The following is an 18,114-nucleotide window of genomic DNA, read 5'->3' as shown; positions in this document are numbered from 1 at the left end:
TTCGGATCTTGGTGATGTTTTGGGGGTTTGCCAAGCCCCGAGTTTTGTAGAGGGCCCTATTGTTGTTGATGAGGCCGCTTGGGCTTTCGCGGCGGTGTATTCCTGATGGTCCTCGCAGGGTGGACGGTACCCCAGCGCTGAGTGCACACGACGGTTGTTGCACCAACCGACCCATGTCGACGCCGCGACGAGAACATCTCGCGGCCCCGGCCCGAAGACCGCCCACACCCCATCCACGCGGAGCACGTCGGGGTGGGCTAGGGAAGAAGCTATGGCGTGCGCGATTCTGGGGCGACCGCGTTCTGCAGCGCCACGGCCCGGGCGAGGCGTGCGTAGCGCAGCTCCTGCTCGCGGAAGCGGGTCCACGTGGAGATCGTGGTGAAGAAGAAGGCCACGATGAGCACGTAGAGCATGAGGTCGGTGCCGCGGTCCACGCCGAGCCAGTTGGCCACGACGGTGACGTCGTCGGGGCGCAGAATCGCCCAGATGGCGGCGAGAACGAGGGCGAAGAAGCCGACCTTGACCCACGCCTTTGCGTTCGCCTTGCGGCGGTTGACAAAGAAGTACAGGGCGAGGAGGAACGCTGCAAGCAGCAGGAGGATCTGGATCACGGGAGTCTCCTTGCGACGAAGCCGTCGGCCAGAATGTTGATCCCGTTGATGAGAGACTGGCCCTTGCTCATGGAGTATTCGGTGTAGAGGATGTCCACGGGCTCCTCGGAGACGCGCCAGTTGCGGTCGTCGATCATGGCGACGATCTCGGAGGCGTGGGACATGCCGTTCATTCGAATGTTCATCTCGTCGGCGACTTTTTTGTTAAAGGCGCGGAGGCCGTTGTGGGCGTCGGACAGCCCGAGGCGGCGCGTGCGGGGGGAGAGGAAGACGACGGTCTTGAGCACCACGCGCTTGATCCACGGCACCTGGGAGTTGTCCTGCCCGGCGAAGCGGGTGCCCACGACGATGTCGAGGGGCTCCTCGCGTAGCCGGGCGACCATGCGCACGACGTCTTTGACTTGGTGCTGGCCGTCGGCGTCGAAGGTTACAAAGTAGCGCGCCCCCGGCTGCGAGCGCGCGTACTCGATGCCCGTCTGCAGCGCGGCGCCCTGCCCGAGGTTGACGGGGTGGTTGACCAGGTGGGCGCCCGCCGCGTGAATTGCGTCGGCGGAGTTGTCCTTGGAGCCGTCGTTGACGGCCACGACGTTCGGGAAGGTCTCCCGGGCGTGCTCGATGACCGACTGGATGACCTGCCCCTCGTTGAAGCACGGGACCACCAGCCAGGTATCTGAGTAATCCTGAATCTTGTTCATCGCACCGATTAGGTTACCCCGCGCGGTGGAAAAGTTTGGCGTACACGCGGGTCAGGACGGCCGTGGGAAGGAGCCTGTACGCGGTGCGCACGACGAGGTTGGCGCGTGCCCGCCACGGGCCGATGAGGCCGTAGCGCAGCAGGTTGGCCTGCATCTGGCGCTCCGCCTGGAACATCCCGCGCCCCGTGCGGCGCGCGAACTGAGCGGGGCTGACGCGGAAGTGCGTCAGCGGCTCGGGCAGGTTGTGCAGCGCGTAGCCCGCGGCGATGAGCCGCGCCCACAGGTCGTAGTCCTCCATGAAGTGCACGCCCCTGTACCCGCCGGCGGCGGTGACGTCGGCGGTGCGCAGCATGACGGAGGGGTGGTTGAGCGGCGAGTTGATCAGCGCGTAACGCGCGAGCTCGGCGTGGTGCTCGGGCAGCGCCCGCACCCGCAGCGCGGCGGGGTCGCCCAGCTCGGCCTCGTGCTGGAACTCGGTCACGGCCGAACCCAGGGCGGCGACCTCGGGGTGGGCCTCCATGAACTCCAGCTGTTTCTCCAGCCGCTGCGGGTAGGCGGCGTCGTCGGTGTCGAGGCGCAGTACATAGTCGGAGTCGATGGACTCCATCCCCGCCTGAAGCGCGGGGCCGAGGCCGCCGTTGCGTTCGAGCGCGACCACGCGCACCGCGTCGCCGTAGCCCCGGACGGTCGAGGCGACCTCGTCGGAGACGGACCCGTCGAAGACGAGGACGATCTCGTCGGCGGGGCGGGTCTGGGCGAGCAAAGAGTCGAGCGCGGTGCGCAGCTCGTCGGCGGGGGTGCCGCGATAGGCGGACAGGAGAGCGGAAACGGTGGCCACGGCGGCTAATCCTAGTCCCGTGCGGCGTCGATGAGGTAGCGCCCGTACCCGGATTTCAGCATCGTCTCGCCGAGCTGGCGCAGGTATTCCCGGGAGATGAACCCCTCGCGGTAGGCCGCGACCTCGGGGGAGCCGATGACGGTCCCGGTGCGTTTCTGGATGACCTCGACGTACGAGCTCGCCTCGCTCATGGAGTCGATGGTGCCGGTGTCGAGCCACACGTCGCCGCGGTGGAGCCGGTGCACCGTGAGGGCGCCGCGGCGCAGGTAGGCCTCGTTGACCGAGGTGATCTCCAGTTCGCCGCGCGCCGAGGGGGTGATGCGGCGGGCGATGTCGACCACGCTGTTGTCGTAGAAGTACAGGCCCACCACCGCGAAGGGGGACTTTGGGTGCTCGGGTTTTTCCTCGATCGACAGGGCCGTGCCGGAGTCGTCGAACTCCACCACGCCGTAGCGCTGCGGGTCGGAGACCTCGTAGGCGAAGATGGCGCCGCCCTCGATGTCGCGGACCTGCCCGAGCACCTCCGTCAGACCGGAGCCGTCAAAAATGTTGTCGCCGAGCACGAGGGCCACGGAATCCTCGCCGATGAAATCCTCGCCGATGATGAAGGCCTGGGCCAGGCCGTCGGGCGAGGGCTGCACGGCGTAGTCCAGCATGACGCCGAACTGGGAGCCGTCGCCGAGGAGGCGTCGAAAAGCGGGGGCGTCCTCGGGGGTGGTGATGACGAGGATCTCGCGGATGCCGGCGCTGATGAGGGTGCTCAGCGGGTAGTAGATCATCGGCTTGTCGTAGATGGGCATGAGCTGCTTGGATATGCCCTTGGTGATGGGGTAGAGCCGCGTGCCCGACCCGCCCGCCAGGATGATGCCTTTCACGGTTTAGGCCCCCCGAAGCGCGAGGTAGATGGCCAGCGCGGCGCGCCAGTGCGAGGGCGTGAAGCCCGTTGCCGTGATCTTGTCCAGGCTGAGTGTCGATTCCGCCGGGCGCGGCGCCTCCGGTCCAGCGAGGGCGGCGTACTGCGCGGTGGTCACCGGGTGCACGTCCGCCGGGTCGCCGCCGAGCCCGGCGAAGACGGCCATGGCGATCTCGTCGCGCCCGGCGGTATCGCCCGCGGAGGTGATGTTGTACACCCCGTACTCGGCGCCCGTGGCCAGAAGGTGCGCGATGCCCTTGGCAAGGTCCTCGGCGTGGGTGGGGCGGCCGCGCTGGTCCATGATCACGCTGGGTTGCACGCCGCGTTCGTAGAGGCGCGCCATGGATTCCATGAAGTTCTCGCCCTCGCCGAAGACCCAGGAGGTGCGGATGACGTAGTGCTTGCGCGCCGTCTGCGCGGCGGTGTCGCCGGCGGCCTTCGACGCCCCGTAGGCCGACAGCGGCGAGGGCAGCTCCTCCTCCGTGTGCACCTCGGTGCACCCGTCGAAGATGTAGTCGCTGGAGACGTGCACGAGGATGAGATCGTGCTCGTCGGCGATGCGCGCCAGGCCCGCCACGGCGCTGGCGTTGACCGCCCAGGCGCGCTCGCGGTCGGTCTCCGCGCCGTTGACGTCGTTGTAGGCGGCGCAGTTGATGATGGCGCGGTAGCGCGACCAGTCGCGCTCGCCGGGGGCGGTGATGTCGAGTTCCTCGCGGCCGAAAAACTCGGCCTCGCCCGCTGAGTACACGGCGCGCAGCGCGCGCCCAAGCTGGCCGTTCGCGCCGGTGACGAGGATTTTTTGGGGGGCGACGGGGGTGGCGTCGGCAAGCATGGGGTGGGTTGCGTCCGCGGCCGAGAGCTCCGTGGGCTCGAGCGGCCACTCGATCTCGCGGTAGGAGCAGAACGCGTAGTCGCCCTCGGGGTTGTAGCGCTGGTTGACCAGGTAGATGTAGCTCGTGGCGTCGTCGAGCGCCTGGAAGCCGTTGGCCACCCCGCGCGGGACGAACACGGCAGTGTCGGGACCGATCTCGGTGCCCCAGGTCACACCGTAGGTTGGCGAGCCCTCGCGCATGTCCACCCACGCGCCGTAGACGCGCCCGGAGGCGACGGAGACCCATTTGTCCCACGGCTCGGCGTGCATGCCGCGGGTCGCGCCGCGCCGGGCGTTGAAGGAGACGTTGTTCTGCGCCGGGCGCAGACGCTGGCCGGACCAGTTTTCCTTGAACCAGCCGCGGTTGTCCTCGTGGATGGTCAGGGGGTGGATTTCCAGGCCGTTGATGGGGGTAGGGCTCATGGGGATCAAGTGTAGGCGGGGTGGAAGGTTCTTCCTGGATGTGAGGAAGTGTGCCGGGGGTGTCTTAGTATTTCGGATGTCCAAAGGTTTCGTAGAGAAGCGTTGTTATTTACTGTGTGTGAGGTGGTGTGCCGTGAGGCTCGGTGCACGGGTTACGGCTGTTGTCGCTGGCGCTGTGATGGTGTGTGCAATGACGGTGGCTACCGCCTCGGCCGCAGTGTTCCACGGCTACTGGATCGGCGGGAGAATTGAGGAGACCTACCACCGGCTTGGTGGATGGGGCAGGTTCGGGGATGCCACCACACCGGAGAGTGTGGCTGCATGGAACGGTCGTTTCCAGGTCTTCCAACGCGACGCCTCCATCTACTGGCACCCCAACGTCGACAACGGCACCGCCCACCAGATCGGAGGACGCATCCGCGACAAATGGGGCGATCTCGGGCGGGAAAACGCCGCACTGGGCTACCCCGTAACCGATGAGTTGAAAACACCTTGTGTTTTGTCAAGTTGTTGTAGGCCGTTTCGGCGCGGTTTTTTAGGCCGGGGTGGTGGTTTGCCCCGGGTTTAATGGAGGGTAGGGATTTGGAAAAGGAGCCCTATACATGCCCTCGAAGTACACGCCTTAAGTTGAGGCAGCGTGCCATCGAATTGGTGCTGCATGGGTCAAGTCCACGGTGGTGGTGTATCTGCCTTCCGATATGAACAAGCAGGATGACGGTGTCAGGGGCCGTCACGAGCTCGGTGCTGGCGTGGGCTCATGCAACCTCCTGAGTGGATTCGCCGGCATCAATGACGGTGGCTGTCATCATCGTCTTGGTCTGTTCCAGGCTGGTTAGCGACATGTAGCGTTTCTGCTGGATCCAATCATCGTGTTGCTCGGCGAGTACCGCCCCGACCAGACGCACGACGGCGTCGCGGTTGGGGAAGATCCCCACGACGTCGGTGCGACGTCTGATCTCCCGGTTGAGCCTTTCAGTGGGGTTGTTTGACCACACCTTCGTCCACACCGCTTTCGGCGCGTTCGTAAACGCCAGCAGGTCGTCCAAGGATTCCTCCAGGTAATCCGCCACATGGGGGAACTTCTGCTGGCAAAACTCAATGACGTCTCGGGCCTGGTCCCACACGGCCTGGGCGTCGGGTTGTTGGAAGATCGTGTGAAACATCGCCGACAATGTCGGCCACTGGGTTTTCGGCACCATCGATGACAGATTCTTCGCGAAATGGGTGCGGCACCGCTGCCAGGATGCGTTGGGTAGGCAGTCACCCACAGCGGCTTGGATGCCTAGGTGGGCGTCGCTGGTGACCAGGTACACCTGATCCAGGCCCCGGGCTTTCAGGTCGCGGAAGAACCCGGTCCACGACGCGGCCGATTCGGCGGTGGCGACCTGCATACCAAGCAACTCCCGGTACCCGTCGGCGTTAACCCCGGTGGCCAGCAGCACGCTGGTTTTGACGACGCGCCCGCCTTCACGCACCTTCATCGTCAGCGCGTCGCAGGAAACATAGAGGTAGGGGCCGGTGTCCAACGGGCGGGTGCGGAAGTCTTCGACCATCACGTCGAGTTCTTTGGCCATGGTAGACACCTGTGACTTCGACAGGTTGGTGATCCCGAGGGTGGCGACAAGGTCGTTCATGCGGCGGGTGGAGACCCCCTTGAGGTAGCAGGTGGCTACGACGGTGGCCAGGGCGCGTTCTGCTCGTGAGCGGCGCTCCAACAACCAGTCGGGGAAGAATGATCCGTGGCGAAGTTTCGGGATTCTCACGTCGATGGTGCCCACGCGTGTGTCCAGGTCGCGGTGGCGGTAGCCGTTTCGGTGGTTGGTGCGGGTGTCGCTGACTGTGGCGTAGTCGGCCCCGCAGATGCTGTCTGCTTGGGTGGAGAGGATCTGGTTGATGAAGTCCTGCAGCATCTGACGCATCAGATCCGGGGATGCTTGGGCGAGCAGCTCATCAAGGTAGGCGGTCGGGTCGATATGATTGGGTCCAGCGGTCATCGCGTTGGTTCCTTTCGAGGAGATGTTGGAATTGATTCGAAAGGTACTGCGGTGGCCGCCTCACACGTTCATGAGGTCCCTCACCGACAGTCACAGGTACACCACGCTAGCGGACGCAACCGCTGCATGCGCAAGCTGACCTGGACACGTCTCGTGGTGCGATATCCCGCATCGCTGTCGAGCTCGGAATCAGTCAAGGAAACTCTGCGCGGCTGGGTCCGCGCTCATAAACAATCCGGCGCGGCAACCCCGGGTTGAATCGGTGGATCTTGCAGCGGAAAACCGCAGACTGCGAGCTGAACTGATTGAAGCGAAGCGCGCCAACGAGATTTTGAAAAGAGCATCAGCTTTTTTCGCGGCGGAGTGCGAGCGCCCACACACGTAATCGTCCGGTTCATCGACGACAACCGGGAGGAGTTCGGGGTCGAGCCGATTATTCGCGCCCTTTCAGCAACCGACGCGAAAATCGCCCTGAGCACCTACTACGCCTACAAATCCCGGCCTGAATCATCTCGATCTATCCGCGACCGACAACTACGCAACACTTTGCGTGCCATCTATGACGACAACTACTCCTGCTATGGAGCGCGCAAACTATGGGCCGAGATCAACCGCCGAGGCGATGTCGGTCACGTCGCCCGGTGCACCGCCTAGCGCCTCATGGCACTCGACAGCATCGTGGCATCCGTGGTATCCGACGCCGGAAGAAAAAGCCTTCCACCCGCAGCGCTGCCCCCGATAACTGCCCAGTCGACTTAGTCAAGCGCGACTTTTGTGTCGATGCGCCGAACCGACTGCAGGTCGCGGACATCACCTACATCCCCACACGTGCCGGATGGGTGTACGCCTCGTTCGTCCTCGACGCGTACACCCTGCGAGATTGTTGGCTGGCAGATCACCAACCACATGCGCCCATCACTGGCTAAAGACGCACTTGACATGGCCTTGTCAGCGCGCCTGCGCGCCGGTGACAACGTCTCCGGTCTGATCCATCACTTTAGACAGGGGCGTGCAGTACAGGTCGGTCGTCTACGGAGAGACCTTGGCTCAGTCGCAGGTTATCGCCTCGGTTGGCTCGCGGGGAGACTCCTACGACAACGCGATGGCAGAAGCGCTGAACTCAGTGTTCAAAGCTGAACTCATCGACCGTAGGACCTGGCCGGCACTGCGAGATGTTCTCGTCGCGACGTCGACATGGGTCGGCTGGTACAACAACCGCCGCTTGCACTCGGCGCTAGGGTACCGCCCACCCCGCCAGGCCCATCAGGAATACACCGCCGCGAACACCCAAGCGGCCTAACCAACAACAATAGGACCCCCTACACAACCCAGGGCTTGACACCGGGCCGTTGGGCTATCCCACCACCGATGAGTTGACAACCCCGGACGGAAAGGCAAGTACAACCACTTTCAGAACGGATCGATCTACTACTCGCCTACAGGTGGTGTGCGCACGGTTAGCGGGAAGATTCGCGACTTTTGGGCCAAAGCCGACTGGGAGAAAAGCCCCCTCGGATTCCCGTCGTCGGATCCGTACACCGCCGGCGGCGGGATAAAACAAAACTTCATCGGTGGTTCCATCCAAGCATTAGAGCCCACCAGTATAGCCCTGGAAAAGTTCGACAACAAGGCCTACTCCAGCTACCGGCAGGTCTACCCCCTTTTCGCAAAAGAAGACCTTCCTCGCTGGCACGCCGCGGGCGCACACCGCGAACTGATTCAGAACATGGACAAGTACTTCCCGCTAACGGGGTGTCCGAAAGAAATCACCCTGGGTGCGGTATGCACTCTCACCGGTGTCGGTGGGCGCAGCGGAAAAGTCACCGTTGACCGCATCTCGGATACCGGATTCACCCTAAAAACAGCCGCCGACCACCCCGAGGGAGCTGGTCGCCTGCTGACCATCCGTTTCGACGAGGTCACCGCCCCACCGGCGGATGAGAAGGGCCCGACCCCGGGAAAGTGGACACAGGGAATTGAACTTATGCGGTCAGGGTGAGTTTACCGCAGGTGCGGTTTTCGTACTCGATGGGCGAGAGATAATCGCACCATGAGTGTCTGCGTTTCTGGTTGTAGCGCACACACCAGGCGAAGACGTCCCGTCTGGCGTGCAGCATCGAGTCGAAGCATTTCCGGTTGTGCAGCACCTCGCGTTTCAATGTCGCGTTGAACGACTCCGCCAGCGCGTTGTCTGCGCTGGTTCCCACCGCCCCCATCGATTGGGTCACCCCTAGCATCGTGCATCGTGAGCGAAATGCCTTCGAGGTATAGACACTGCCGTGATCGGAATGAAAAATCGCTCCTTTCAGACTGCCCCGGGCGCGCCGCGCTGAGTCCAACGCATCGATAACCAGATCGACGCGCATGTGGCAAGCAATAGAAAATCCCACCAGCCTGCGGGAATAACAATCGATCACGGTGGCAAGATACATATTGCCGCCACCGGATACCGGCAGGTAGGTAATGTCGCCGACGAGCACGCGATTCGGCGCCGGGGCATGAAACTGCCTGCGAACAAGATCCGAAAAAGACACTGCGGCCAGTATCTGCCACGGTGGTGCGTACGCGGCGTTTCTTCGTCAAACCCCTGGATGCCCATGGCCTTCATGATGCGTGCAACGCGTTTGTGATTGACCACTTCATGCGCCCCCGAATCAGAGTCGTTCAACGCCGCGGCGATGCGTTTGGCTCCGTAGAGTCCGTGTTCGTCGGTGAACACAGTGCGGATACGAGCACCAAGAACAGCATCGTCAACAACCTTTTGACGGCGCGCGGCCTGCGTGTTTTTCCACTTGTAATAGGAAGATCGCCGCACCTTCAGCACGTCGCACATCCGTGTGACCGAAAACTCGGTGCGATGGTCCCAGATGAACTTGAAGCGGATCACAAGCCCATCTCTTTCGCAAAATACTGCGCCGCGGTGCGAAGGATATCTCGCTCTTCTTGAAGAAGCCGGTTGTGCTTCTCGAGCTGTCGGATCCGCTCTGAATCCGATGCTTTTCGCGCTCGAGCTGCAGCATCAATCGCGCGGGCTTTTTTGCCCGTGCCATAGCGTGTGACCCAGGCAGCGAGACTGCCACGGTTAACACCGAGATCATGAGCAACCGAGTTACAAGACACACCGTCTGTGTCTTCATACATCGCGACCGCGTCGCGCTTGAACTCCTCAGAGTAGGACTTACGAGGCATGGACTGAGACTACCTTCCTCCGGCTATCAACCGGGGCTAGCCTATGTCCACCAACAGGGGGTCAGGTCCCTGACCTTCGAGCCTTGTCCGCCGGTGGGGTCAAACAACCGCATCTTCGTGCCTGCCCAGTCCACCTGCATCGTATGGCCCGGGGCATGGGTGATCCTGGCGCTCAGCCCGGCTGCATCAACGTGTTGAGCCACAAGTTGCCGAAACCGCTCGTAGCTGTAGTACCGCTGGCCTGTGCCCCCAGGCTGTGCGGTGTAGCGGCCCCACAGCACCTGCAAGGTCACCTTGTTGCGCCCGATGCGCGCTTTGGCGACAGCGTCGAAATCGATCGGGACGAAATCCCCCTGAGCATGGCTGCGCCCGTCGACGAACCAGCCCGCCAGCTCATGATCCGCAACCCCACGAAGTTGCTCACGGGTTGTGATGTTGTGTTCCACCAGCGAATCGCGAGCCTTTTGCACGGTGGTGTGCGAGCACCGCGAACTCGAACAGATTTGGCGGACAGACCAGCCTTTCAACACTTGATCCATTACCGCCCGGTAGTCAGTCACAATCAGACTCCTCTGGTAACGCCGCGTGCCCTGAAGTCACGCGGTCACCAGAATCCTCCCCCGGACTGTTATTGGGTACTCACCAATGTGTTACTCGATACTCACCACGGTGTTACTAGATACGACCGCGCAACACGATGGCTGTATGGTCGTGTTTCTCATCTGGGGTGGTCGGGGAACGTCCTTGTTCAGAGCTCGTTGAGCATCTGCTCCATCTCGGCGATCTCGGCCTCCTGATCTTCAATGACCTGCTCAGCCAGAGCGATGGCCTGCGGGTTCTGGCCATCAGTGACCTCATCGCGGGCCATATCGACGGCGCCCTCATGGTGGGCGGTCATCTGCTCAAGGTATAGCCGGGCAGCCTCGGTGCCCTGGGCGTCCTCGAGGGCTGTCATGTCCTCCTCGCTCATCATTCCACTCATCCCGCCATGGTCCATCTCACCCATATCACCGGTGACCGGATCTTCTTCCCAGGTCTCGAGCATGGTATTCATCCGGTCGATCTCCGGGCCCTGGGCATCGATAACACCCTGGGCGAACTCGATGACCTCGGCCGGGATATCGTCCTTGGCCAGGAGGATTTCACTCATCCCCACGGCCTGTTGGTGATGCGGGATCATCATCTGCGCGAACATGATGTCCGCGTCATTGTGCTCGGCGGAGACCTCTCCGGCCGCCCCCGTCTCTGTCTCAGGATCCGTGGTGGCCCCGGTCGTTTCGGTGGTGTCGGGGGCGGACGTAGTGGCGATGGTCGTGGTGTCGGTGTTTTCTCCCTCAGTGTTATCTGCGCAGGCGGACAAAACCAGAATGGAGGTCAAGGCGAGAGCGGCGATGGTGATGGTGCGCTTCATGGGGGTTCCCTTTCGGAGGTTGTGTATGGGGGAGTCGATGAAGGATTGAAAGTCAGCGGACGGGGGCTGCAGAGCTCATAGCAGCCTTCTCCTCCTTCCCGTCGGTCGGAGCCAGGTGGGCCGGATCCAAATCAATGCGGCGCAACAGCTGGGCGTTCAGGGCCACCACGATGGTCGAGGCAGACATCAAGATCGCGCCCACGGCCGGGGACAGCACGAACCCGATCGGGGCGAGCACGCCGGCGGCCAGCGGCACGGCGAGGATGTTGTAGCCAGAGGCCCAGATGAGGTTCTGGATCATCTTGCGGTAGCTGGCCTGCGAGAGCTCAATCATCGACAGCACTGCACGAGGGTCATCACTGGCCAGGACCACTCCGGCGGATTCCATGGCCACATCCGTGCCGGCCCCGATGGCGATACCGACCTCCGCGCGGGTCAGAGCGGGGGCGTCGTTGACACCGTCGCCGACCATGGCCACGCTCAGGCCACGCTCCTGTAACTGGGTGACCTTGGTGTCCTTGTCCTGGGGCAGGACCTCGGCGAAGACCTCATTAATGCCTAAGTCCTGACCGACAGCGTGGGCCACCTGCTGGGCGTCGCCGGTGATCATCGCGACCTTCACCCCGCGGTCCTGCAGGGCTTTCACGGCGGCGCGGGATTCGGGGCGGATCTTGTCCTCGACGGCCACCGCACCGATGATCTGACCGTCGCGGACAATATGGAGCACACCGGCCCCACGCCCGGTCCAGGCGCTGGTGGTGTCGGTGAGCTCGGCCGGGGTGGTGAGGTTGAACTCGCGCAGCATGTTCGGCCCGCCCACGAGGATCTCAGCGCCATCGACAGTGGCCCGGACCCCCCGGCCGGAGGCGGCGCTGAAACCAGTTGCACGGATTTGCTGACGGGAGGCCTCGGGATGGGCGGCCGCGGCCGCCACGATGGCGCGGGCCACGGGGTGCTCGCTGTCGGCCTCCGCGGAGGCGGCCAGGGCCAGCAGCTCGCCCTCGGTGACGCCGACAGCTGCGGCGACACCGGTGACCGCGTGCGCCCCCTCGGTCAGAGTGCCGGTTTTGTCGAAGAGCACCACGTCGATGGTGCGCATCCGCTCGAGCGCCATCCGGTCCTTGATGAGCACCCCGGATTTCGCGGCCCGCTCGCTGGAGATCGCAATGACCAGCGGAATCGCCAGGCCCAGAGCGTGCGGACAGGCGATGACCAGCACCGTGACCGTGCGCACCACGGCATCGTCCGGGCTGCCGATAATGGTCCACACCACCGCGGTGATCAGAGCGGAGATCAGCGCGAACCAGAACAACAACGCCGCCGCCCGATCCGCCAGGGCCTGGGCCCGGGAGGAGGACTCCTGGGCGTCGGCAACCATGCGTTGGATCCCGGCCAGGGCGGTGTCCCCGCCGGTAGCCTCCACCCGGATGCGGACGGTGTTGTCGGTGGCCACGGTACCGGCGACCACCTTGTCACCGGTGTCGCGGAAGACGGGACGGGATTCGCCGGTGATCATCGCCTCATCGAATTCGGCGGCTCCGTCGAGGATGGTTCCGTCGGCCGGCACCCGGGCACCGGCCCTCACCAGCACGACGTCGTCGACGACCAGCTCGGAGATGGCCACGGTGCGGGTGGTCCCGTCGATGACTTTCTCGGCCTCGTCCGGCAGCAGGGCAGCCAGCGCGTCAAGCGCGGAGGACGCGGCCCCGAGAGCACGCATCTCCAGCCAGTGGCCCAGCAGCATGATGGTCACCAGCAGGGACAGCTCCCACCAGAAGTCCAGGTCAAAACCGCCCAGCCCCAGAGTGGTGACCCAGGAGGCGACAAACGCCACGGTGATGGCCATGGCGATCAGGAGCATCATCCCGGGTTGGCGGGATTTCAGTTCGTTCCATCCGCCCTTGAGGAAAGGCGTTCCGCCGTAGACGAAGATGATCGTGCCCAGCACCGGGGGGATCCAGGTGGATCCGGGGAATGCCGGGAGGTGGTAGCCGAGCAGGTGGGCGACCATGGGGCTGAAAATAACGACGGGAATGGACAGAATCAGCGACCACCAGAAGCGGTCCCGAAACATTGCGGTGCTGTGTCCGGCGTGTTCGCCGTGACCATGAACGCGGTGGTCTTCGTCCAGGGCGGAGTGCGGGTGATCGTGGGGCATCGCCTGGCCGTGGGTGTCGGTATCTGCGTGGTGTTCGTGGCTGGCATGATCCGGGTGGTGGGTGTGGTCTGTTTCCGGAGCGGGGTGATCACCATAGTGATCACCGGAATGGTGGGGAGTGCTCATGACGTTCCTTCCGCTCAACCCGGTCAGGGTCGAGATGATGGGTAAAACTGATCAGGATAAGACGGTGTAGCCGGCCTCTTCGATGGCCCGGCGAACCATCTCCGGAGGTACGGCACCGGTGACCGTGACGGTGGAAACACCACCAGCAGCGAGATCAATCTGGACGTCGTCGACCTGGGGGAGGGCCTGAAGGGCCTGGGTCACGCTTTTCGCGCAGTGCCCGCAGGTCAGGCCGGTGACCTGGTAGCTAGGGGAGGACCCTCCCGCTGACGAGTCGCTGGCGGCAGGGATGGAGGCGGTGTCGGCACGTGAGGCAGGTCCGCAACAGCTGCAGCCGTGGGAGGCCATCGGCAAGAGGCGGGGCGGGGAGGTGATCATGGGAAAGCTCCTACTGGTCGGCGGGATGGGCGATGCCTAGCATATACCCCCCCGGGGTATATTTTCAAGGGGTGGCGGGCACGGCCCTCACGCGGGGCAGGGTGTGGTCACCGAGCAGCCTCCTCACTGTCGGGAGGGGACAGCGGGAGGCGGAGGGCAAACACCGCTCCGCGACCGGGTCCGGGGGAGGTGGCGGTGAGAGTGCCGCCGTGGGCCTCGACCAATGCCTTGGAGATGGTCAGGCCGATACCGGCCCCGCCGTTGTCCCGGCTGCGGGCGGCATCCCCCCGGTAGAAGCGTTCGAAGATGTGTCCGAGCTGGCCAGGTGGGATGCCCTCGCCGTCATCGGCGACGTGGATGAGCGCGGTGGACTCCCCCTGTCGGTGGACGCCGATCCGGACCTGCCCGCCGGCCGGGGTGTGCCGTAGCGCGTTCGACAGGAGATTGCTCATCACCTGGCCGAAGCGTTGCCGGTCCACGAGCACCCGGGCGGTGTCCGTAATGGTCTCGACCTGTAAATCGACGCCTTTGTCAGCATAAGCTTCCCCCGCGGCAGCAGCGGCGGTATGGAGCAGATCCCCGAGCCCTTCCTCCGCCAGGTCCAAATCGATCCGGTGTTCCTGGGCCCGGGAGACATCGTCGATGTCTTCCATCAACCGGGTCAGGCGGGTGAGTTGGTCAGCCATGATCGTGTGGGCGGCATTATTCCAGTCCACGACCCCGTCCTGGAGACCATCGAGGTAGGCCGTGAGCACCGATAAGGGGGTGCCCATTTCGTGGGCCAGATCAGAGAGCATCTGGCGGCGGACCTGTTCGGTGTGTTCCAGCCGGTCGGCCATGGCGTTGAAGGCATGCGCCAGGGTGGTGACCTCGGGGCCTGCTTCTGCGGCGGGCACGCGGATACGATAGTTGCCGGCCGCCAGGCTGGTAGCGGCGCGGGTGAGATCCTGCAGGGGGGTGCGCAGGCGACGCGATAACCACAGGCTGGCCAGCAGGGCGCTGATCAAGGCAGTGGGCAGGGCGACGGTCAGGGTGATCAGGTTGGCGTCCCGGTAGGCCTGCTCGGCATGGAACAGCTCCAGCGAGGGGTCCTCCCGGCCGGCCATCAACATATGATCATGGAACAGGGTCGGGCCCACCACCGTGGCCACGGCCGAGGCCACCAGCAGGCTAATCACCACGACAAACACCTGGGCAGCCAGGAAGCGGAAGGTCAGGCCGGGTCCGTGATTCATGGCTGCCCCACCCGGTAGCCCACGCCACGCACGGTGTCGATAAACCCCCGGCCCCGGGTGTCGGTACCGAGCTTGCGACGCAAGTTGCCGATGTGGACATCGACGATGCGTTCATCACCGACCCAGGCGGTGTCCCAGACCTCGGTGACCAGGTCGTGGCGGGTCAGCACCTGGCCGGGGCGCAGGGCCAGGGCAACCAGCAGCTCGAACTCCGTGCGGGTGAGCTCCACGGTCGTCTCCCCCACCCGCACCTGATGGGCGACGGGGTCAAGGATGAGGTCACCAACGATCAAGGGGGTGGTCACCTGCGGTGGGGTGGTGCTGGTGCGCGGGCGGCGCAGCACCGCATGCACCCGGGTCACCAGTTCCCGGATGCTAAAAGGTTTGGTGATGTAGTCATCCGCCCCCAGGGTCAAACCGCTGATCTTGTCGTCCTCGCTGCCACGCGCGGTGAGCATGAGGATGTAGCAGTCCGAGAAGGTGCGGATCCGTCGGCACACCTCCAGGCCGTCGAGTTCGGGCAGCCCCAGATCCAGCACCACAACATCGGGGGAAAAGCGACGGGCCTCGTCCACGGCCTGGGTGCCGGTGTGCGCCTGGCGGGTATCGAAGCCGGCCCGGATGAGGTAGGAGGCCACCATCTGAGCCAGGGATTGTTCATCATCGACGACCAGCACCCGCCCCGGGGGCGTGGCGGTGGTCGGTGTGCGGTCAGCCATAGACCCCAGTATCGCTCCGGCCAGGGGGAATACCACCCTCGCTCAGTGCCCGGCGGGGAAAACTTCATCAAATCTTCAAACATCACCCTTCGACCGCCGTCACCCCTGTGCCCCAACCCGGGCCGGCGGCATCGCCTCCCCTGGTCGGTTCAGCAGGCGCCACCAGGGATTTCACTGCCTGCACCGCATACCCGGGGCGGGTAGAAGGACATCGCCCACGACTGTGGGGTGGTGCCCCGGTGGTGACCCAGCCCACCGAATTCACCCCCTTTTCGCCCTGTTATAAGACTGTGAGCAGGGTTTTTGGATTCTAGTCCGTCAGGCACCCGTGCTAGATAAAGGTATGGCATCGACCTTGAGGCGGTGTCTTCTTATGGCCCTACCACGATCCAAGGAGATTGACGTGAAACGAGCAGCGATCGCAGCCGCCGCCCTCGCCCTCGCCCTCACGGGGTGTTCGGCCGCCGACCCGGAACCCACCGCCGATGGGACGGTGTCCCAGGACACATTCCTGACTGTCCATGGCCTGGCCGCCATGGACGCGGTGGAGATCATTGATCACCTCGACCGGCAGAAGGTCACAGAGCGTCCCACGGATCTGATCGCCTCAGTGCGCGCCGATGAACTGTTGCTCTCGAGCGATGACCAGGAAGTCATGGTCGATCTTCCCGACAATCAGACGTATGTCTCGATCGCACCCTATCTCACCTCCACCCACGACTGCTTCTACCACAGCCTCACGACCTGCCTGGGGGAACTCGACAATGAGGATATCCAGGTCACGATCACCGATGAGGCGACCGGTGAGGTGCTGGTGGACGAGGCGACAACCACCTTCGACAACGGGTTTATTGGCTTCTGGCTTCCCGATGATGCCACCGGCCTGATTGAGGTCAGCTACCAGGGGCGTACCGGCACCACGGAGTTTTCCACCACCGACGACGGCGCCACCTGTGTCACAGACCTGCGCCTGACGTGATGGCTCAGCAGGGTCCTCACCTGCGCCTGTCTCCCGTGTCACTGAAATCTAACACCAAGGAAGGTTAAATCATGATGAACGCGTTTTCCCGACGACAGTTTCTGCTCGGCGGGCTCGTCCTCGCCGGCACCGGGGCCGTGGCCGCCTGCACCAGCGACCCTGGACCCGCTGCCTCGGCACCAGATCCCTCCCTTCGCCCCACTCCCACCCCCACTGCGCTCGGTGAGCCGACGGTGCGCCGGACACTGACCACCCCGGCCCCTCTCCCTGGATATCGGCGGCATCGAAGCCAAGACGTGGGGATACGTCTCTGACACCAGGGATACGGCCATTGAGGCCACCGCCGGCGACGTCCTCCAGGTCGATATCACCAATGAACTGCCTGAGAGCACCTCCATCCACTGGCATGGCATCGCACTCCACAACGCAGCCGACGGTGTGCCCGGCATGACCCAGGACCCCATTGAACCTGGCGAGTCTTTCTCCTACGTTTTTGAAGTCCCCCACGGTGGCACCTACTTCTACCATTCCCACTCCGGCCTACAACTCGACCGGGGTCTGCACGCCCCACTGATTGTCCGCGACCCGGACGACGCTGAGGACCAGGACGTCGAGTGGACCATCGTGCTCGACGACTGGGTAAATGGCATTCAGGGCACTCCCGACGATGAGCTCGACAAGCTCACCGGAATGGGTTCGGGCGACCATAACGGGAAGAAGGGGATGGGAGGTCACGGCCAGATGACGCACGGCACCCCGGACCGGGTACTGGGCGGGGATGCCGGCGATGTGATGTATCCGCACTACCTCATCAACGGACGCATTCCCCGGGCGCACCGAACGTTTAATGCCTGACCGGGGGATAAAGCCCGCCTGAGGTTCATCAGCTCCGGCGCTGACACCATCTTCAAGGTGGCTCTCGGTGGCCACCGCATGACCGTCACCCACGTCGACGGTTTCCCGGTCCGTCCCCACGACATCGAGTCGTTCTACCTCTCGATGGGTGAACGCGTCGACGTGGAGGTGGTACTCGGTGATGGGGTCTTTCCCCTGACCGCCCTGGCCGCCGGCAAGGACGACTGGGCGTTTGCCGTCATCCGGACCGCCGCGGGCCAGACCCCCGCACCAGAGACTACCTTCCCCGAACTCACTGCCCCCGGTACCTTCTTGACGTCCTTTGAGCCGGCGGAACGAGCCCTGCTCCCGGCCGGTGACGTGGATAAGGAAACAGCGGTCGAATTAACCGGCCAGATGATGCCCTACCAGTGGGGACTGCGCATCGACGGTGCTGATTCCCCGGGCACAGTCCAAGAAGGCCAACGCCTGCGGATGCGGATGCACAACCCCACGGCCATGCCCCATCCGATGCACCTGCACGGGCATACCTGGGCTCTGCCCGGAAGTAGCGGTCTGCGCAAGGACACTGTCCTCATTCTCCCCGGCGAAACGGTGAACGCGGACTTGATCGCCGACGACCCCGGTGAGTGGGCGTTTCACTGCCACAACGCTTATCACCAGGAAACTGGGATGATGAGTTCCCTGCGGTACGCCTAACCCCACAGCATGGTCGGTCG

18 protein-coding genes, 2 pseudogenes and 1 other annotated feature are annotated in these 18,114 nt (G+C 63.9%); of the genes and pseudogenes, 7 read left to right on the top strand and 13 right to left on the bottom strand.

Annotated features, from left to right (window positions below; translation table 11 throughout):
• Nucleotides 1-269 precede the first annotated feature (269 nt).
• From BLT81_RS09620 to BLT81_RS09600, 5 genes are read right to left on the bottom strand one after another with little or no spacing between them, the layout of a single operon-like run.
• Complete coding sequence (locus BLT81_RS09620; protein WP_019193792.1) at nt 270-611, bottom strand: DUF2304 domain-containing protein; 342 nt, start codon at nt 609-611, stop codon at nt 270-272.
• Nucleotides 608-1,306: a glycosyltransferase family 2 protein gene (locus BLT81_RS09615; protein ID WP_019193793.1), complete on the bottom strand. Its 699-nt coding sequence runs from the start codon at nt 1,304-1,306 to the stop codon at nt 608-610. Before BLT81_RS09615 ends, BLT81_RS09620 begins: the two co-directional genes overlap by 4 nt.
• Before the next feature lie 13 nt (nt 1,307-1,319).
• Nucleotides 1,320-2,144 carry a glycosyltransferase gene (locus BLT81_RS09610; RefSeq protein ID WP_019193794.1) on the bottom strand — a complete coding sequence of 275 codons (825 nt, stop codon included), beginning with the start codon at nt 2,142-2,144 and terminating at the stop codon, nt 1,320-1,322.
• Nucleotides 2,145-2,155: 11 nt separating this feature from the next.
• Nucleotides 2,156-3,019: a glucose-1-phosphate thymidylyltransferase RfbA gene (gene rfbA / locus BLT81_RS09605; protein WP_019193795.1), complete on the bottom strand. Its 864-nt coding sequence runs from the start codon at nt 3,017-3,019 to the stop codon at nt 2,156-2,158.
• Nucleotides 3,020-3,022: 3 nt separating this feature from the next.
• Complete coding sequence (locus BLT81_RS09600; RefSeq protein WP_019193796.1) at nt 3,023-4,351, bottom strand: sugar nucleotide-binding protein; 1,329 nt, start codon at nt 4,349-4,351, stop codon at nt 3,023-3,025.
• A 190-nt stretch (nt 4,352-4,541) separates the two neighbouring features.
• Between BLT81_RS09600 and BLT81_RS12730 the strand changes: the two genes are divergently transcribed.
• Nucleotides 4,542-4,919 carry an LGFP repeat-containing protein gene (locus BLT81_RS12730; protein WP_231286583.1) on the top strand — a complete coding sequence of 126 codons (378 nt, stop codon included), beginning with the start codon at nt 4,542-4,544 and terminating at the stop codon, nt 4,917-4,919.
• A gap of 187 nt (nt 4,920-5,106) precedes the next feature.
• Here BLT81_RS12730 and BLT81_RS09590 read toward each other — a convergent pair whose 3' ends face one another.
• Complete coding sequence (locus BLT81_RS09590) at nt 5,107-6,345, bottom strand: IS256 family transposase (protein ID WP_083337246.1); 1,239 nt, start codon at nt 6,343-6,345, stop codon at nt 5,107-5,109.
• Between the two features lie 345 nt (nt 6,346-6,690).
• Nucleotides 6,691-6,819: a sequence feature (AL1L pseudoknot), on the top strand.
• Between BLT81_RS09590 and BLT81_RS09585 the strand changes: the two genes are divergently transcribed.
• From BLT81_RS09585 to BLT81_RS09575, 3 genes are all read left to right on the top strand, one after another.
• The gene (locus BLT81_RS09585) at nt 6,709-6,999 is read left to right on the top strand and encodes an IS3 family transposase (RefSeq protein WP_172812390.1); all 291 of its coding nucleotides are present in this window, start codon (nt 6,709-6,711) and stop codon (nt 6,997-6,999) included. Its footprint overlaps the feature before it by 111 nt.
• Before the next feature lie 388 nt (nt 7,000-7,387).
• A complete protein-coding gene (locus BLT81_RS09580) occupies nt 7,388-7,645 on the top strand; it encodes an integrase core domain-containing protein (protein WP_155860793.1) in 258 nt (85 codons plus the stop codon).
• Between the two features lie 147 nt (nt 7,646-7,792).
• Complete coding sequence (locus BLT81_RS09575; protein ID WP_231908939.1) at nt 7,793-8,344, top strand: LGFP repeat-containing protein; 552 nt, start codon at nt 7,793-7,795, stop codon at nt 8,342-8,344.
• Here the strand turns inward: BLT81_RS09575 and BLT81_RS09570 are convergent.
• The 4 genes and pseudogenes from BLT81_RS09570 to BLT81_RS09555 all read right to left on the bottom strand — a co-directional run bounded on the left by BLT81_RS09570 (nt 8,328) and on the right by BLT81_RS09555 (nt 13,103).
• A pseudogene (locus BLT81_RS09570) lies at nt 8,328-9,534 on the bottom strand (IS3 family transposase). The gene BLT81_RS09575 and the pseudogene BLT81_RS09570 overlap by 17 nt on opposite strands.
• Nucleotides 9,535-9,575: 41 nt before the next feature.
• Nucleotides 9,576-10,094 carry a hypothetical protein gene (locus tag BLT81_RS09565; RefSeq protein ID WP_019195194.1) on the bottom strand — a complete coding sequence of 173 codons (519 nt, stop codon included), beginning with the start codon at nt 10,092-10,094 and terminating at the stop codon, nt 9,576-9,578.
• A gap of 188 nt (nt 10,095-10,282) precedes the next feature.
• The gene (locus tag BLT81_RS09560; protein ID WP_019193799.1) at nt 10,283-10,945 is read right to left on the bottom strand and encodes a DUF305 domain-containing protein; all 663 of its coding nucleotides are present in this window, start codon (nt 10,943-10,945) and stop codon (nt 10,283-10,285) included.
• A 52-nt stretch (nt 10,946-10,997) separates the two neighbouring features.
• A complete protein-coding gene (locus tag BLT81_RS09555) occupies nt 10,998-13,103 on the bottom strand; it encodes a copper-translocating P-type ATPase (RefSeq protein WP_231908938.1) in 2,106 nt (701 codons plus the stop codon).
• On the opposite strand from BLT81_RS09555, the gene BLT81_RS13115 reads away from it, so the two are divergent.
• The gene (locus BLT81_RS13115) at nt 13,038-13,274 is read left to right on the top strand and encodes a hypothetical protein (RefSeq protein ID WP_019193800.1); all 237 of its coding nucleotides are present in this window, start codon (nt 13,038-13,040) and stop codon (nt 13,272-13,274) included. The genes BLT81_RS09555 and BLT81_RS13115 overlap by 66 nt on opposite strands.
• A gap of 6 nt (nt 13,275-13,280) precedes the next feature.
• On the opposite strand, the gene BLT81_RS09550 is transcribed toward BLT81_RS13115, so the two are convergent.
• The 3 genes from BLT81_RS09550 to BLT81_RS09540 form a co-directional block, all read right to left on the bottom strand.
• On the bottom strand, nt 13,281-13,607 hold the full coding sequence (locus tag BLT81_RS09550) for a heavy-metal-associated domain-containing protein (RefSeq protein ID WP_019193801.1): 327 nt from the start codon (nt 13,605-13,607) through the stop codon (nt 13,281-13,283).
• Between the two features lie 107 nt (nt 13,608-13,714).
• Nucleotides 13,715-14,842 carry a sensor histidine kinase gene (locus tag BLT81_RS09545; protein WP_019193802.1) on the bottom strand — a complete coding sequence of 376 codons (1,128 nt, stop codon included), beginning with the start codon at nt 14,840-14,842 and terminating at the stop codon, nt 13,715-13,717.
• A complete protein-coding gene (locus BLT81_RS09540; RefSeq protein ID WP_019193803.1) occupies nt 14,839-15,561 on the bottom strand; it encodes a response regulator transcription factor in 723 nt (240 codons plus the stop codon). Before BLT81_RS09540 ends, BLT81_RS09545 begins: the two co-directional genes overlap by 4 nt.
• A 403-nt stretch (nt 15,562-15,964) precedes the next feature.
• On the opposite strand from BLT81_RS09540, the gene BLT81_RS09535 reads away from it, so the two are divergent.
• Together BLT81_RS09535 and BLT81_RS09530 are read left to right on the top strand one after the other, a co-directional pair.
• Nucleotides 15,965-16,540 carry a CueP family metal-binding protein gene (locus BLT81_RS09535; RefSeq protein ID WP_019193804.1) on the top strand — a complete coding sequence of 192 codons (576 nt, stop codon included), beginning with the start codon at nt 15,965-15,967 and terminating at the stop codon, nt 16,538-16,540.
• 71 nt (nt 16,541-16,611) lie between these two features.
• Nucleotides 16,612-18,094 (top strand): annotated as a pseudogene (locus BLT81_RS09530) (multicopper oxidase domain-containing protein).
• The last annotated feature ends 20 nt before the right edge of the window (nt 18,095-18,114 follow it).

This window comes from Corynebacterium timonense (assembly GCF_900105305.1).
In the GTDB taxonomy this organism is placed as follows: Bacteria; Actinomycetota; Actinomycetes; order Mycobacteriales; family Mycobacteriaceae; genus Corynebacterium; species Corynebacterium timonense.
The sequence above is the reverse complement of the archived record's forward strand: the minus strand, read 5'-3'. Positions and strand labels throughout refer to the sequence as shown.

Bases quoted from the DNA above. Each gene is read 5' to 3' on its own strand.
- BLT81_RS09615 (WP_019193793.1), bottom strand. From the start codon at position 1,306: ATGAACAAGATTCAGGATTACTCAGATACCTGGCTGGTGGTCCCGTGC.
- BLT81_RS09600 (WP_019193796.1), bottom strand. From the start codon at position 4,351: ATGAGCCCTACCCCCATCAACGGCCTGGAAATCCACCCCCTGACCATC.
- BLT81_RS12730 (WP_231286583.1), top strand. From the start codon at position 4,542: ATGACGGTGGCTACCGCCTCGGCCGCAGTGTTCCACGGCTACTGGATC.
- BLT81_RS09590 (WP_083337246.1), bottom strand. From the start codon at position 6,345: ATGACCGCTGGACCCAATCATATCGACCCGACCGCCTACCTTGATGAG.
- BLT81_RS09560 (WP_019193799.1), bottom strand. From the start codon at position 10,945: ATGAAGCGCACCATCACCATCGCCGCTCTCGCCTTGACCTCCATTCTG.
- BLT81_RS09555 (WP_231908938.1), bottom strand. From the start codon at position 13,103: ATGCCCCACGATCACCCGCACTCCGCCCTGGACGAAGACCACCGCGTT.
- BLT81_RS09550 (WP_019193801.1), bottom strand. From the start codon at position 13,607: ATGATCACCTCCCCGCCCCGCCTCTTGCCGATGGCCTCCCACGGCTGC.
- BLT81_RS09545 (WP_019193802.1), bottom strand. From the start codon at position 14,842: ATGAATCACGGACCCGGCCTGACCTTCCGCTTCCTGGCTGCCCAGGTG.
- BLT81_RS09540 (WP_019193803.1), bottom strand. From the start codon at position 15,561: ATGGCTGACCGCACACCGACCACCGCCACGCCCCCGGGGCGGGTGCTG.